Origin of the sequence: Hoeflea sp. (genome assembly GCF_039975035.1) — a bacterium.
GTDB lineage: Bacteria > Pseudomonadota > Alphaproteobacteria > Rhizobiales > Rhizobiaceae > Hoeflea.
Genome location: NZ_JBDWHW010000106.1, coordinates 1 through 15,072, shown reverse-complemented (window position 1 = coordinate 15,072; position 15,072 = coordinate 1). Strand labels below are relative to the sequence as shown.

15 protein-coding genes are annotated in these 15,072 nt (G+C 59.9%); 7 read left to right on the top strand and 8 right to left on the bottom strand.

What is annotated here, in order from left to right; translation table 11 throughout:
* Positions 1-223 precede the first annotated feature (223 nt).
* From ABJN75_RS09195 to thrC, 4 genes are all read right to left on the bottom strand, one after another.
* Positions 224-3,070 carry an EAL domain-containing protein gene (locus tag ABJN75_RS09195; RefSeq protein WP_348438957.1) on the bottom strand — a complete coding sequence of 949 codons (2,847 nt, stop codon included), beginning with the start codon at positions 3,068-3,070 and terminating at the stop codon, positions 224-226.
* An 80-nt stretch (positions 3,071-3,150) separates the two neighbouring features.
* Positions 3,151-3,774: a GNAT family protein gene (locus ABJN75_RS09190; protein ID WP_348438955.1), complete on the bottom strand. Its 624-nt coding sequence runs from the start codon at positions 3,772-3,774 to the stop codon at positions 3,151-3,153.
* A 22-nt stretch (positions 3,775-3,796) separates the two neighbouring features.
* A complete protein-coding gene (locus tag ABJN75_RS09185) occupies positions 3,797-5,095 on the bottom strand; it encodes a pitrilysin family protein (RefSeq protein WP_348438953.1) in 1,299 nt (432 codons plus the stop codon).
* A gap of 18 nt (positions 5,096-5,113) precedes the next feature.
* Positions 5,114-6,517 (bottom strand): threonine synthase, encoded by a 1,404-nt coding sequence (gene thrC, locus ABJN75_RS09180; RefSeq protein ID WP_348438951.1) that lies wholly within the window; start codon positions 6,515-6,517, stop codon positions 5,114-5,116.
* Between the two features lie 202 nt (positions 6,518-6,719).
* Here thrC and ABJN75_RS09175 point away from each other — a divergent pair, with 202 nt between their 5' ends.
* Positions 6,720-7,232 carry a hypothetical protein gene (locus ABJN75_RS09175; RefSeq protein WP_348438949.1) on the top strand — a complete coding sequence of 171 codons (513 nt, stop codon included), beginning with the start codon at positions 6,720-6,722 and terminating at the stop codon, positions 7,230-7,232.
* A 12-nt stretch (positions 7,233-7,244) separates the two neighbouring features.
* Here the strand turns inward: ABJN75_RS09175 and ABJN75_RS09170 are convergent, their stop codons facing one another.
* A complete protein-coding gene (locus tag ABJN75_RS09170) occupies positions 7,245-7,934 on the bottom strand; it encodes an HAD family hydrolase (RefSeq protein WP_348438947.1) in 690 nt (229 codons plus the stop codon).
* Between the two features lie 262 nt (positions 7,935-8,196).
* On the opposite strand from ABJN75_RS09170, the gene ABJN75_RS09165 reads away from it, so the two are divergent.
* From ABJN75_RS09165 to ABJN75_RS09150, 4 genes are all read left to right on the top strand, one after another.
* Positions 8,197-9,330 (top strand): site-specific DNA-methyltransferase, encoded by a 1,134-nt coding sequence (locus ABJN75_RS09165; RefSeq protein WP_348438946.1) that lies wholly within the window; start codon positions 8,197-8,199, stop codon positions 9,328-9,330.
* A gap of 287 nt (positions 9,331-9,617) precedes the next feature.
* Positions 9,618-9,800 carry a CsbD family protein gene (locus ABJN75_RS09160; protein WP_348438944.1) on the top strand — a complete coding sequence of 61 codons (183 nt, stop codon included), beginning with the start codon at positions 9,618-9,620 and terminating at the stop codon, positions 9,798-9,800.
* A 79-nt stretch (positions 9,801-9,879) separates the two neighbouring features.
* A complete protein-coding gene (locus ABJN75_RS09155; RefSeq protein ID WP_348438942.1) occupies positions 9,880-10,998 on the top strand; it encodes an AI-2E family transporter in 1,119 nt (372 codons plus the stop codon).
* A 78-nt stretch (positions 10,999-11,076) separates the two neighbouring features.
* Complete coding sequence (locus ABJN75_RS09150; protein WP_348438940.1) at positions 11,077-11,235, top strand: DUF3309 domain-containing protein; 159 nt, start codon at positions 11,077-11,079, stop codon at positions 11,233-11,235.
* Between the two features lie 236 nt (positions 11,236-11,471).
* On the opposite strand, the gene ABJN75_RS09145 is transcribed toward ABJN75_RS09150, so the two are convergent.
* The 3 genes from ABJN75_RS09145 to ABJN75_RS09135 form a co-directional block, all read right to left on the bottom strand.
* Entirely contained in the window at positions 11,472-12,104 is a 633-nt protein-coding gene (locus ABJN75_RS09145) for an HAD family phosphatase (RefSeq protein ID WP_348438938.1), read from the bottom strand.
* On the bottom strand, positions 12,101-13,204 hold the full coding sequence (gene mutY, locus ABJN75_RS09140; RefSeq protein WP_348438936.1) for an A/G-specific adenine glycosylase: 1,104 nt from the start codon (positions 13,202-13,204) through the stop codon (positions 12,101-12,103). Before mutY ends, ABJN75_RS09145 begins: the two co-directional genes overlap by 4 nt.
* Positions 13,205-13,464: 260 nt before the next feature.
* A complete protein-coding gene (locus tag ABJN75_RS09135; RefSeq protein ID WP_348438934.1) occupies positions 13,465-13,653 on the bottom strand; it encodes a PLDc N-terminal domain-containing protein in 189 nt (62 codons plus the stop codon).
* A 271-nt stretch (positions 13,654-13,924) separates the two neighbouring features.
* Here ABJN75_RS09135 and ABJN75_RS09130 point away from each other — a divergent pair, with 271 nt between their 5' ends.
* Together ABJN75_RS09130 and ABJN75_RS09125 are read left to right on the top strand one after the other, a co-directional pair.
* Positions 13,925-14,437, top strand: coding sequence for a DciA family protein (locus ABJN75_RS09130; RefSeq protein ID WP_348438932.1), 513 nt, complete (start codon positions 13,925-13,927; stop codon positions 14,435-14,437).
* A gap of 193 nt (positions 14,438-14,630) precedes the next feature.
* Positions 14,631-15,072, top strand: a 442-nt coding sequence (locus ABJN75_RS09125; RefSeq protein ID WP_348438930.1) for a thioredoxin domain-containing protein, incomplete at its 3' end; no start/stop codon positions are given.

The following is a 15,072-nucleotide window of genomic DNA, read 5'->3' as shown; positions in this document are numbered from 1 at the left end:
TATGGGCTGAGAAGGATTTTCGTCGAAGGGCATACCTGGCGGGTACGTTCAAGACGAAAATCCTTCTCAGGACTTGAAGGCATGCGGCCCTTCGGGTTGGCTGAAACCTGCTACCCACTGCGTCGGACGGCTTGAGAGATGGGCCCGCATCGCTCTGCGCCGTCCTTCTTGTGGAGCAGCAGGTTTGAGCCAACAGAATGCGTCGTATTAATCGTCCGGTGCTCTAGTTCGGCTTGGCCACCGGAAAGCGTTCCTTGAGCAGCTTCTGCACCGATTCGGCGCCAATCGGCGGACCGAACAGGAAGCTCTGTCCGAAATCGCAGCCCATCTCCGAAAGTTTCATTGCGTCGTCCTCCGATGCCACGCCCTCGGCGACCACCCGCATTTCGAGCTGTTTGGCCAAGTTGACGATGGAACGGATCAGGATGTCGCCCTTGTCTGACTGGTCGATCACCAGCGACTTGTCGATCTTGATGGTCTTGAACGGGAACCGGGTCAGATAGGCAAGTGACGAATGCCCGGTTCCGAAATCATCAAGCGTCAGGCCAATGCCCGCGTCGGCCAGCCGCGAAAGCGTCATCAGCGCTTGCTGCGGATTGTGCATCACCAGCGTTTCGGTCAGTTCCAGGCGGAAGCGGGTCGGGTCACAGCGTGTCGCCGAGATCACCTTGATCACGTCATTGCACAGATCGCTCTTGAGCAATTGCGCGCTCGACAGGTTGACCGACATGAACACCGGCAGTTCTCCGAGCGTTTCCTGCCATTGCGCCAGATCTTCGGCCGATTGCTTCAGCGAGTACATGCCGAGTTCAAGAATCAGATCGGATGTCTCGGCAACCGGGATGAATTCCGAAGGCGGTACCGTGCCGCGCTTTGGATCTTCCCATCTCAACAGGGCTTCGAAACCGGCGATTTCGGCATCCTTCAATTCGACGATAGGCTGATACACCAATGTGAGTTCACGCCGTTCCACCGCCCGCCGGAGGTCGCTTTCAAGCCGCTGCCGGTCGGAGCCGACGGTCCGGAAAGCCGGACGGAACGGTTCGATCCGGTTGCCGCCAAAACGCTTGGCCTGATACATCGCCAGTTCGGCGTCCTTCATCAAATCGTCCGGCACGGCGTTGTTTTCAACCCAGGTCACCAGGCCGATCGAGGCGGTGAGCCTTATATCCTGCCCGGCGAAATCTATCGGCGCGGAAATCGCCTTCGAGATCGCTTCGGCAAGAGCCGCCACCTTGACCGCGTCCTGCTCGGAAACCAGCACCAGCCCAAATTGGTCGCCTGAAATGCGAGCCAGCGTGTCTTGTGGTTTGAGAAGCCGCTTCAGCCGTCGCGTCAGCGCCAGGAGGATGGTGTCGCCCACCGACATTCCGAGCTTGTCATTGACCAGCTTGAACCGGTCGAGATCGATCATGAACACACTGGGCCGGACATCCGGATTGCGTTCGGCCATGCTGATCATCGTCTGAAGCCGGTCGAGGAACAATTGCCGGTTGGGAAGTCCGGTCAGATTGTCATGTACCGCGTCATGCAGCAGCCGGTCTTCGGAGTTTTTCTGCTCGGTGACGTCGATGATCGTTCCGACACAGCGGATGACTTCTCCGTTGGAGCCCAGCACCGGCCGCGCCCTGAGCGACATCCAGTGATAATGTCCGTCCTCGGCGCGCATGCGGAATTGATGGTTGAGCCTGCCCCTGCGGTGTTCAAGCATGACGTCCAGCGTGGTGCGGAACCGGTCGCGATCATCGGCGTGGATGCGCGGCAGCCAGTTGCGAGCCGCGCCTGCAAGTGCTCCCGGGGAGAGACCCAGTTGCGGTGCGAGGTCGGGGGATGTGACAAGGCGATCACGGGTGACGTCCCAGTCCCAGACAGTGTCGCCTGAGCCCGCCAGCGCCATCGCCTGGCGCTCCATGTCGGAGAACAGACCTTGATGATAGGCGCCGCCCGCAAAGGCGTGCTGCATCACGGTAAATCCCATCAGCAGCACGATCAGCACAAGTCCGCCGCCCAGGGCCGGCTGCACGATGTCGTTGGCCAGTTGCCCGGTCACGGTCATCCATGCGCCGAACAGCCAACATAATATCAGCGCCCATGTCGGGATCAGCATCACCGCCCGGTCATAGCGATTGAAACCCAGATAGGCGATCAGCGCCACACCCGCCACCGCCGTGGCGGCGAACGACAGGCGTGCAATGCCCGAGGCCACCGGCGGATCATAGATCGCCACGGCGAACAGGCCGCCCAGGCCCAGAATCCAGGCCACCGTGACGTAGGAAAGGTTGGTATGCCAGCGATTGAGGTTGAGATAGGTGAACAGGAACACCACAAGTCCGGTCGCCAGCAGCACCTCGGTCCCCGAACGCCAGATTCTCTCGTCACCGGGTGTCACGCTGATCAGTTTGGACAGAAATCCGAAATCCACCGACACATAGGCCAGAACCGCCCAGGCCAGCGCCGCGGTGGCGGGCAGCATCGATGTGCCCTTGACCACGAAGAGAATGGTCAGGAAGACCGCAAGCAGTCCGGCGATGCCGAGCACGATGCCGCGGTAGAGCGTGTAGGCGTTGACCGTGTCCTTGTAGGCTTCCGGCTCCCACAGATAGATCTGCGGCAGATCGGGCGCCGCCAGTTCCGCGACGAAGGTGATGACGGTTCCAGGGTTGAGCGTGATGCGGAAGACATCGTCCTCGCTGCTTTCAACCTTGTCGAGCGCAAACCCTTCACTCGGGGTGATGCTCAAAATCCGCGCGGAGCCCAGATCGGGCCACAGCAGTCCGGACCCGACAAGCCTGAAATGCGGCGCCACAATCAGCCGGTCGATCTGCTCATCGGTGACATTGGCCAGCGCGAACACCGCCCAGTCGCCTGAATGCTGGGGCGAACTGGCGCGCACCTCGATGCGGCGGACAATCCCGTCGGAGCCGGCGGCCGTGGACACCTGAAAGGCTTCACCGCGCCGTTTGTAGATCTCTGTCGTCGCCGTCAGATCAAGCGCGGTGTCGTCGCGGCTGATCTTGACCGGCTCGATGGCCTGCGCTGACTGCGTGATACCCAGCGTCAGGCAAACCATCAGCAGGGCGGCAAACGCGCGAGCGCGGTTCACCGACATTGCGCCAACTGGCCAGACAGGAATGAAACGGGAAATGCATGTCATCCGCCGGAACCGGATCCTTTCGCACGCATGGACTGCCAGTCTTCGGCAATCAGCGCGTAGAGCAGGTGATCGCGCCAGGCGCCATTGATTTTCAGGTAGCCGTTCAAGTATCCCTCACGCCGAAACCCGACTTTTTCAAGAAGGCGCTGGCTCCTGCTGTTGTCGGGAATACAGGCCGCCTCTATACGGTGCAACTGCATCCTGTCAAAAGCATGGGGAATGAGACATTTAAGCGCGTCCGCCATCAAGCCCTTGCCTGCAAACTGTTCGCCTGCCCAGTAGCCCAGCGTGCAGCTTTGCGCCGCACCGCGCCGGATCGACCCCATCGTCACGCCACCGACAAGGCGCCCGGTGGATTTCTGGCAAACAAACAATGGCAGTGCCAAACCGGCCTCGCGGTCGGCGTCATAACGCCGGATACGGTATCTGAATGCCGTGCGGGTAAGGTCGTCTTCCGGCCAGCGCGGCTCCCAGGGTTCAAGGAACTCGCGGCTTGCCGCACGCAGTTTGCTCCATTCCGCGTGATCCCCGGTCACCGGGTGACGCAGATAGACCCGGTCTCCGTCCAGCCGGAACTCTTCGTTTGTCCGGCTGCGGAAACGAAACACCGGAGGCGCCATGGCGGGGATGATCCTTGCAGACTTACTCGGCCGCGGCGGTGCGCCCGCCATGTCGTCCGAGGGTGTGGGCCATGTCGGGGATGGTCAGAAGATTGCTGATCGGTCCGATCGCCGACACCGTGATGGGAGTATCGAAAAACAGCCTTCCGGCAAGGTCGGACAGGCGTTTGGGGGTCAGGTTTGCAAGCCGCTCCATCAATTCGGTATTGCTGACCGGCCGGCCGAACAACAGCATCTGGCGGGCGATCTGGCTGGCTCGTGCGGCAGGGCTTTCCTGCGCCATCAGAAGGCCGGACCGGACTTGCGCCCTCGACCGGTTGATTTCCTGCTCCTCGACGCCATCGGCGGCCTTGGCCAATTCGGTAAGAATAACCGGGATCAGCTCGGCGAGGTCTTCTGCGCCGGTGGCGGCATGGACGCCGAACAGGCCCGAGTCGGAAAAGCCCCAATGGAACGCGTAGACCGAATAGCATAGCCCGCGTTTTTCGCGGACCTCCTGAAACAGCCGCGACGACATGCCGCCGCCCAGAATGTTGGCGAGCAACTGCGAGCAGTAAAAATCACGAACCTGATAGGCGCGGCCCTCAAATCCGATCAACACCTGGGCGTCCATCAGATCGCGGCTCTCGCGGTAGTCGCCGCCGGTGTAATTGGCGGTCGGGATCGCCCGCAGCTGGGTTCCGGTCGGCTTGATCGACTGGCCAAAACGCTCATCGACAAGTTTGACGAAGGTGTCGTGATCAACCGCTCCGGCGGCGACAACCACAATCCTGTCTCCGGTGTAATGACGCGCGAGATAGGCGCGGATCTGCGCCGGGGTGAAGGATTTTACGGTTTCGGGCGTTCCCAGGATCGGTCGCCCGATGGTCTGTTCGCAAAACGCGGCTTCGGTGAACTTGTCGTAGACCACATCGTCCGGCGTGTCGTTGGCAGCGCCGATTTCCTGCAGGATCACATGTTTTTCACGCGTCAGTTCCTCTTCGTCGAAGACGGAGTCGGTGAGGATGTCGTGAAGAATGTCGATGGCAAGCGGTACATGATCCTTGAGCACGCGGGCATAGTAGGCGGTGGTTTCCGTCGACGTCGCGGCGTTGAGTTCTCCGCCGACATTCTCGATCTCTTCGGCAATCTGGCGGGCGCTGCGCTTGCGGGTGCCCTTGAATGCCATGTGCTCAAGCAGATGGGCGATGCCATGCTCCGCCGCGGTCTCGTCGCGGGAGCCGGATTTGACCCAGACTCCGAGAGCCACGCTCTCCAGATGAGACATTGTCTCGGTCACGACGGTGACGCCGTTGTCGAGAGTGGTTGTTTTGACTTTCATACTGTCACTTTCCCCGGTTCATCGCGATGCCCGCGTCAGGGACAGGATATGGGATTCCACCTTGTCCTGTTCATTAGGCAATACGCTGAACCGTTCCTCCCGTTGCATTAGGTCAGAGAGCCACGACGGGAGCGCGGGGTCAATACCACAGGCCTTTTTTACGGCATCGGGGAATTTCGCCGGATGCGCGGTCGCCAGCGTGATCATCGGTGCTGACGGCTTTTCAAACCTGGTTGCGACATGTACCGCCACGGCGGTGTGTGGGTCGAGCACGTAGCCCGTTTCGGCCTGGACATCGCGGATCATCGCCTTGACCTGGCGCTCGCTGGCGCGGCCGGCGCGGAACTCCTTGCGGATTGCCTTGAGCGCCGTCTCCGCGATGTCGAAAGCGCCGGATTGCTTGAGGCTCGACATCGCCCGGCGCACGGCCTCAGCCTCGCGTCCGGAGGCGTCGAACAGCAGTCTCTCGAAATTCGACGAAATCTGGATGTCCATGGATGGCGAGGTGGTCGGGTTGACGCCACGCATCTCATAGCGGCCGGTTTTCATCGTGCGCGCCAGGATGTCGTTTTCATTGGTGGCAATCACCAGTCTGTCGATCGGCAACCCCATGCGTTTGGCTGAGTATCCAGCGAAGATATCGCCGAAATTGCCGGTGGGGACGGTGAACGAGACCTTGCGGTCCGGCGCGCCAAGCGAAATCGCTGCGGTGAAGTAATACACGATCTGGGCCATGATCCGCGCCCAGTTGATCGAGTTGACGCCCGACAGGCGCACCTGGTCGCGGAACGGGCCATGATTGAACATGGCTTTGACCAGATCCTGGCAATCGTCGAAATTGCCCTTGAGCGCCATGGCGTGCACATTGGCGGCGCTGGATGTGGTCATCTGCCGCTGTTGCACCGGCGAGACCCGGCCTTCGGGAAACAGAATGAAAATATCGGTGCGGTCACGTCCGGCAAAGGCGTCGATTGCCGCGCCTCCGGTGTCGCCGGATGTGGCGCCGACGATTGTTGCGCGCTCGCCGCGCTTGGCCAGCACATGGTCCATCAACCGGGCAATCAGTTGCATCGCCACGTCCTTGAAGGCCAGCGTCGGACCGTGGAACAGCTCGAGCACGAAGGAATTGGGGCCGCTTTGCACCAGCGGCGCGACAGCCGGATGGCGGAAGGTCGCATAGGCCTCGTTGATCATCGCACGCAACGCATCGGCTTCGATTTCACCGGTTGTGAACGGCTCGATGACCCGGAACGCAATCTCCTGGTAGCTCTGGCCGCGCATGGCGCGGATGTCCTTGCGGGTGAACGCTGGCCACTGGCTCGGCACATACAGTCCGCCGTCGCGGGCGAGCCCCGCCAGCAGCGCATCGCTGAAACCCAATGCGGGCGCTTCGCCCCGTGTTGAAATATAGTCCACAGACATGTTCCCCGGTGGTGGACGCGGATCGCGCAAGATGAGATAAAGCCGGTCGAATTTTCGCCGCGCGGCTGATATAGACCATGAGCGGGCGTCATGCAAAGGCCACACTTTTACCGAGGATTTTCCTCGGCCTTGTGCGAATGAAGGTAGGTATATCGTGTCAGACAGATTGTTGCGTTTTGTTCCGGTTTTAGTTGGAGCCGCCTTGATAGCCGGCTGTACCTCTTCTGATCCGCGTGCTGTTCTCAACCCCGGAGGCGGGCAACAGGCTGCGATTGATCCGGTGACGAATTCCGAAGTCGTCCAGGGCACTTGCCCGCAGATCATACTGCGCGAAGGCACAGCCTATTACAGCAAGTTCGCCAAGGGCGGTGACGGCGACCCGGCAAAGATCATACATCAGGCTTCGATCTCCGACACGACGCGGCAATGCCGGATCAGCGGCGATCAGATGACTATCACGGTCGCGGTCTCCGGTCGCGTGGTCGCTGGTCCCGCAGGCAAGGCCGGTACGGTCGAAGTGCCGGTGCGCGTCGCCGTTATCGAAGGCGAGAATGTGCTTTATTCGGAATTGCAAAAACAGCCGGTCACCATTCTCGAAGGCATGCCGGCCGAGCAGTTCATCTTCACCAACGCCAATGTCAGCTTCCCGGCCGCGTCCGCGCGCACCGCCAAACTGTATGTCGGCTTCGATCCGGGGCCTTACAACACGCCCTGATCGTCACGATTTTCAGAGCAGTTCGGACCAGTTGGCCAGCGCCTCGACAGTGGCCGGCAGATCGGCCATGCGCCGGATTACGGTTTCAGCACCGGCTTCGGTCAGCTTGTCGGCATGACCGGGATAGCTGTGTGATGCTCCGGTGAAGCCGACCACCCGCATCCCCGCCGCCCGCGCCGCATGGATCCCGTGCACGGAGTCCTCGATCACCAGAACGTTTTCAGGTTTGACGTTGAGCTGGCTGGCGCCATGCAGGAACACGTCCGGCGCTGGCTTGGTGCGACCTTCGCCCAGGTCCTTGGCCGAATAGACATGATCTCCAAACAACCGGTCGAGTCCGGTGCGTGCGAGCATCATCTTGAGCCGGGGCAGGGCCGAATTGGAACAGATGCAGCGCGGGCCGGGAATGCGCATGATCGCTTCCATGGCGCCATCTATCGCCTGCACTTCGGCCGCAAGCTTCTTGTCGAGCAGCTTTTCCGAGGCGTCGAACAGTTGCGCCGACAGGGGAATGCTCGATTCGCGCTCGACCTCGAAAAGAATATCCTTCCAGGTCAATCCGGCGAAGCGCTCGGCCATTTCCTCTGCGCTGATTGAAAAGCCGGCCTCGGTCAGAAGTTGCGATTCCACTTGCGCCGCAATGATTTCGCTGTCGACCAGAACGCCGTCGCAATCATAGATGATGAGGTCGAAACCGGGCATGGAACTGCTCCTGCAATGGGGGAGGCGAAAGGGAAGGGGAATTGGTCCCGGACCTACAGCAAGCCTTCCCCGCAGGCAAGGGAGCGATGAGCGCCAAATCAAATGACGGATCATCGAAGCCGGGGCCTGCCTGATGCGCGTGGGTACAAATTTGTTCGCCCGGGTGCCAAAAAGGAATGGTTTTAACTGTCGTTCACCGGATGTTTACCCTGTTCGGTAACCATGATGCTCAGTTGTTGCGTATTTGTAATGTGAGTATCCCATGGCCCAGTCAGTCTCGCTTGCCGAAATCCGGTCAGTCAACTCCACACGCCAGTCCTGGCTCGACACCATTATCAAGGGTGATTGTGTGGCAGCGCTTGAAGCGCTTCCCGAAAATTCGGTCGATGTCATTTTCGCCGATCCGCCCTACAATCTCCAGCTCGGCGGCGACCTTGCCCGTCCCGATCAGTCCATGGTCGATGCGGTCAATGATCACTGGGATCAGTTCGACAGCTTCGCCGCCTATGATGCCTTCACCCGCGCCTGGCTGCTGGCCTGCCGCAGGGTTCTCAAACCCAATGGCACCATCTGGGTGATCGGCTCGTATCACAATATCTTCCGCGTCGGTACGCAGCTGCAGGACATCGGCTTCTGGCTGCTTAATGACATTGTCTGGCGCAAGACCAATCCGATGCCGAATTTTCGTGGCCGCCGCTTCCAGAATGCCCACGAGACGATGATCTGGGCCTCGCGCGATCAGAACGCCAAGGGCTACACCTTCAATTATGAAGCCATGAAAGCATCCAATGACGATGTGCAGATGCGCTCGGACTGGCTGTTTCCGATCTGCACCGGCGGCGAACGCCTCAAGGGCGCCGATGGCAAGAAAGTCCACCCGACCCAGAAGCCCGAAGCACTGCTGGCGCGCGTGCTGATGGCCTCGTCCAAACCGGGCGATGTGGTGCTCGACCCGTTTTTCGGTTCCGGCACCACCGGCGCTGTCGCCCGTCGCCTCGGCCGTCATTTTGTCGGCATCGAGCGCGAACAGGATTACATCGATGCGGCCCGCGCCCGGATCGACGCGGTCGAGCCTCTCGGCAAGAACGAGCTGACCGTCATGACTGGCAAGCGCGCCGAGCCGCGTGTCGCCTTCAACGTGCTGATCGAGGCCGGCCACATCAAACCCGGCGACGTCTTGCACGACGCCAAGCGCAAGCACCAGGCGATCGTCCGCGCTGATGGCACGCTGGTCGCCAGCGGCACGGCAGGTTCGATCCACAAGGTCGGAGCAGTGGTGCAGGGCTTTGACGCCTGCAATGGCTGGACTTTCTGGCATCTCGAAACTCCCGACGGCCTCAAGCTGATCGATGATTTCCGCTCTACAATTCGTCTGGAGATGGCCCAGGTCAGCTAGAATTCAGACAAGCAGATCCGGCGGGCGTCAAGTACCTTCAGTCACCGCCGGTCATGCAGCGCCCGGGATGTTTCATAGCATCCCGGGCGCCTTTCGTTGATGCTGCCAGTCATGGAGCGGCAGAACATCGAAACAGGGTGGTCTCGGGCTCAAATCAGGGTGACGAAATCAGGCTGGTCCCGGTGAGTTCAGATTTGAACCAAACCCGTTGCCAAGCGTTCTCCCACGCAAGTCGCACTTGCGTAACCATCGCCGCAGATTCAGCGGAACCAAAAGGAGATACTGACATGGGTGAAATGATCGACAAGACCAAGGGCGCCGGTAACAAGGTTGCCGGAGCAGCCAAAGACGCTGCCGGCAAGGCAACCGACAACAAGAAGCTGCAGGCTGAAGCCAAGGCGCAAAAAGCCAAGGGCGCCGTTCAGAACGCAAAAGGCTCTGTCAAAGGTACTTTGGGCAACAAGATTTGACATTCAGACCTAAATCCTTGCCAACTGGCCGTGGCCCAATTGGGCTGCGGCCTTTTTCACTTTTCCGGTGAGGTTGATCATGAAACCGCAGACGGCTCTCACCAATCCCGACATCGCAACGATCAAGCGGGTCCTGATCGGGATTTTCATAGTCATCGTTGCCCAGGTGCTGTTCGTCGCCCAGGATGTGGTGATGCCAATGGTCCTGGGCGTGCTGATTGCCCTGACCTTGAGGCCTGTCGTGCGCTTCGCCGAAAAACGCGGCATACCCTCTGGAATTTCAGCCGTGTTGATCATCCTGTTTCTCGCTGGTGGTCTCGGGTTTGGCGCCTATTCGCTGTCGGGACCGGTCACGGACCTGATTTCGTCCGCGCCTGAAACGGGCATCAAGATCAGGGCGAAATTTGCCGAATACCGCGATGAGATCGAAGCGGTGAAGGAAGCGAGCGAACAGGTCGAGACATTGGCGCAAGGCACGGGTGCAGATGCGGCCCAGAAGGTTGTTGTCCAGCAGCCGGCCTTGCTCGCCGCCGCTGCATCCAATGCTTTCAGTGGTCTCACAACTTTTGTGGTTGCCTTGATCCTTGCATTGTTCTTGCTCTCGACCGGCACGCTTTTCTACGAAAAACTCGTCGGGATCATGCCTTTGATGAGCGAGAAAAAACGGGCATTGCGTGTGATCTATGACGTTGAGCGGCAGGTGTCGCGCTATCTGTTTACGATATCGCTCATCAATGCGGGTCTGGGCGCGGCAATCGGGACCAGCCTATGGCTTTATGGCATGCCGAACCCCATCATGTGGGGCTGCATCGCGGCAGTTTTGAATTTCCTCCCGTTTATCGGGGCATGGGCGGGTACCGCCGCGGTCGCCGCCACAGCGATGGTTGTCTATCCGACGCTGGGAGCGGCACTGATTGCCCCGGCGATTTACTTTGGCTTCACGACCCTGGAAGGCAATTTCCTGACTCCGATGATCGTCGGTCGCAGGCTTGAACTCAACATCGTCGCCGTGTTTTTGACCGTCACTGTCTGGGGGTGGCTTTGGGGTCTGGTTGGCGCGCTGATGGCTGTGCCCATATTGGTGGCTATCAAGGTGTTGTGCGACAACTTCGAATCGATGAGGGGTTTCGGTCAATTCCTGTCTGGACGACCGGCCATGGAGGACGCCGAAGTTCCTGAAGAGGGCAGTGCGGGCTGACCAGAATATGCCAGATGGAACCAATTGGCGGTTCGTGTGTTGATCCGACGAATTATAACAACGGAGGACATATTTGCCATGGCGATCTCAACTATACTCATCATTATCCTGGTCATTCTTCTGATCGGCGCGGTGCCGACATGGCCGCATGCGCGCAGCTGGGGTTACGGCCCGTCCGGCCTCCTCGGGGTAGCGCTCTTGGTCGTTATTATACTGGCTCTCATGGGCCGGTTTTAATCGCAAAACTGCCGCCCGGCGGTATCAACCGGTCGGGCGGCAGGCAACGAAACCTGAAGTATCTGCAAGCATCTGGTGTCATTGAATCGCGCAAGCATTCATGGGAAACCCGCATAGCGCATCCGCCCGCAACTGGCGCGCGTCAGCAATACCTGCGCGACATCCACAATGGTGGCTCAGCCATGTTGGCCTTTTGCCGGATATGGGCCAGCATGAATGTTGGCTCTATTTCCTGATCAGAGAGCGGCCAATCGCGTCAAATCCTCGCGCAGTTTTTCCGCGCCGGTGAAATGCACGGCCTGCCAGCCGGCGGCGATTGCGCCTTCGACATTCTTTTCGCTGTCGTCAATGAACAGGCAGGCTGCGGGTTCGAGATCGAAACTCTTCGCATGAACCTCATAGATTTCGCGGTCCGGTTTGATCATCCCGATCTCGCCCGACACGGTCACCCCGCGTGGAACTTTCAGGAACGGAAACTTATCCTGCGCCTCCTTGAACGTGTCGGCAGCGAAATTGGTCAGCATGGTCACGTCGTGCCCCTGCTGGATCAGGTCGAGCATGATGTCGACACTGTCGTCATAGGCATGGCTGACCATTTCATGCCAGTGAAGTCGGAATGCGCGGATCAGGTCCGCCTTGTCAGGGAACTGCTCGATCAGCAGCGATTCCGCTTCATCCCAGCCGCGCCCGCGATCCTGTTCCAGGTTCCATTCATGGGTGCAGACGGTATCAAAGAAGGTGTTGCGTTCGCTCTCGTCAGGTATCAGCCGGCTGTAGGGAATGTTCGGATCGTAATGGATCAGCACCTTGCCGATATCGAATACGATATGGCGGACTGGCGGGTCCGCGGGCTGGTTGGTCTCGCTCATGTCTTGCCTTTCCTGAACATTCCCGGGAAGGCGGCCCCGAGAGCTTTCTTCATCACGGTGGGCAACGCTTCGCCGGCTAGCGAATCGGTCTCGCTCCACCAGCCCGGAAATTCGGGCGTGCTGGTGACAACCGCATGAAAAACCTCCAGTCGCAATTCAAAATGTGTAAAAACATGCGAAATCACGCCCCTGCTTAGCCAATCTGCTGGAAACGGCGCTGATTTTGCACCTGTCGCGCCGTCGGCGCGCACCGTCCAGTTGGTCGTCGGTACACCGCTCATGCCGCCAAGCAGCCCCTTGTCGGGGCGCTTGACCAGCAGCACCGCCCCGTCACCCCGTTCGGCCACGAAGGCCGCACCCAGACGGACCGGCTTTGGTTTTTTTGCGGGCTTGACCGGAAACTGCTCCTGCCGGCCTGACCGGCGCGCCTGGCAGGTGTCATTGATCGGGCACAGCGCGCAGGCCGGACGTTTGGGCGTGCAGATCGTGGCTCCAAGATCCATCAGCGCCTGGGCGAAATCGCCGGGTCTATCGGCGGGCGTGAGCTTTGCCACGGCGGTGCGGATCTCGGACTTGCCGGAAGGAAGCGGTGTTCCGATCTCATAAAGCCGGGTGAATACCCGTTCGATATTGCCGTCCACGACTGCAGCCGGCCGGTTGAACGCGATGGCTGCGATCGCTGCCGCAGTGTAGGGGCCGATGCCGGGCAGGGCGCGCAGAGCCTCCTCGGTGTCGGGAAATCGCCCGCCATGGTCTTTGGCGACCACATCGGCGCAGCGCTTGAGATTGCGGGCACGGGAATAGTATCCCAGTCCCGCCCAGGCTTTCATCACATCCTCGGTATCAGCCGCGGCAAGATCGGTAACCTCCGGCCAGCGCGTGGCGAAATTTTCGAAATACGGCTTCACCGCTTGCACGGTGGTTTGCTGGAGCATGATTTCCGACAGCCAGACCAGGTAAGGATCGGCCACCACGCCATGCATCCTGTCGGAGGAGCTGACCCGCCAGGGCAAGGCGCGCGCGTGCCGGTCGTACCAGGCAAGCAGCAAACCCGCCAAATCCGGATCAGGCGCGGTCTTGGAGGGCTTTGCGGATGACATTGAAGCCTTGGAGCGGTCGGAAGGAAACGAGCAACTGGATGTAGGTCGCCCGGCTGCGAACACAAGTCCGGATCATGTCGTATCGATCCCTCGGGCGCAATCCGCCGCGACGTTCTCCGTCATCATCACCGCTATAGGTTTTGCCAGATGATGGAATTTGGTGCTGCCTGACCCGCAAAGCCAGCCCGCTGCGGAACTGCGCTATACACGACTGGCATCCCGTCCGGGACGCCGGTCGTGCATCGTGCACAGTGCGGAGACTAGAGGCTGTTGCTTTTGCGTCCGGCCAGCAGCCAGATCAGCAGGCCAATCACCGGCAGCACCAGAATGACCAGGATCCACAACAGCTTGCTGCCGGTCGAACCGCCGCCCTTGATGATCTGGAGAATCGCCCAGATGTCGAGGACCAAAATGATGATGCCCAGAATTCCACCGTATTCAAAACCCATGTCAAATTCTCCAAATGTGGTTGCGCAGAAAAATTGCGTTGTATTAGGCAAACTGTTTTGCCCGGCAATGGTTCCATCAGGGGGCAGCCGCGCATGGTGTCGGGTTGTCGCTGGTTTACTTGCCGGGCGCCGAAGTATGCTCGTATGTGCGGTTTTCCCCCGGCCCGGGAACGGGCCGTGCTTTCCATCATCGCGTTTTCGCGCTATCCCGGCCTTCAGCCATGGTCCCGCCGGGCAATGCGTCGGCTGGCATGTAAGCAGAGGCAGAGTTGTGGCCAAACCGTTCACCCGCAAAGGCAGCGTCCAGATCGCCGAAGTGGCAAATGGACTGATCGATCCTATCCTGGCCAAACGCGCCGGAATAAATACGTTGCTGCTGGGGTCATGGGACGAGATTGCCGGTGAGCAATTTGCCGGGTGCTCGCGGCCTGAACGTATCCGCTGGCCGCGTCAGGACGGACCGGACGAAACCGGCGGCGGTTTCTCGCCAGGTCTGTTGACTGTTGCCTGCGAAGGCGCGCGCGCCCTGTTCCTGATGCATCAGGAGGCGGAAATCATCTCCCGGGTCAACAGTTTCTTCGGGTTTCGCGCAATCTCGCAGATCCGCATCGTGCAGAAGGCAATCCATGTTCCCACCCGAAAACCGCGGGTTCGTCCGCTTGATGCGGGAGAAAAACACCGTCTCGCCGGAATGCTGCAGGGTGTCGAGGATCCAAAGCTGCGCGAAGCGCTTGAACGCCTCGGCGCGGGTGTAATCAGCCGTCGGCCGAAACGCCAGGACTGACACGCGCGGCGGGCGGGGCGGAGACTGATCACGGGTCAGTGATCGCGTTGCACTTGTTTGGCCACATTTGACGTTATAGGAGTTGGAACAGGACTGGCGTCTTCGGCATAGACCGGAACGCCGGGCGCGGGCAGAACGCAGAACCCGTTCTGAGCGCGTAATAGATCTTGAATTCGAAAATTGGGTGATTTGCATGTTCCGTTTGACGTCCCGACTGACCGCTGTTGCGGCTGTATCGCTTCTCGCATTCGTTTTGACGGCCTGCTCGGATACATCCGACGAAAAAACCGAAACATCATCCGGATCCACGGAGACGGTTGCACCCGTTCCAACGCCGGAGCCGGCGGAGACCGCGACGGCGGCTGATGAACCGGCAACGCCGGCCGAAACTGCAACACCCGCACAATCCACCGCTCCGGCCGAAACCGCAGCACCCGCGGAGGCTACAGCGCCTGCCAAGGTTGCCGTTGAAGCTCCCAAGCCTGATGGTGATGTCGACATGGCCAAGGTGATGGAGCAGGGCCCGCTCAAGGAAATGGCGCTCGGCGAGGAGACCGCTCCGGTCACCATCGTCGAATACATGTCGATGACCTGTCCGCATTGCGCCAGCTTTCACGAAGACAATTATCAGCCGC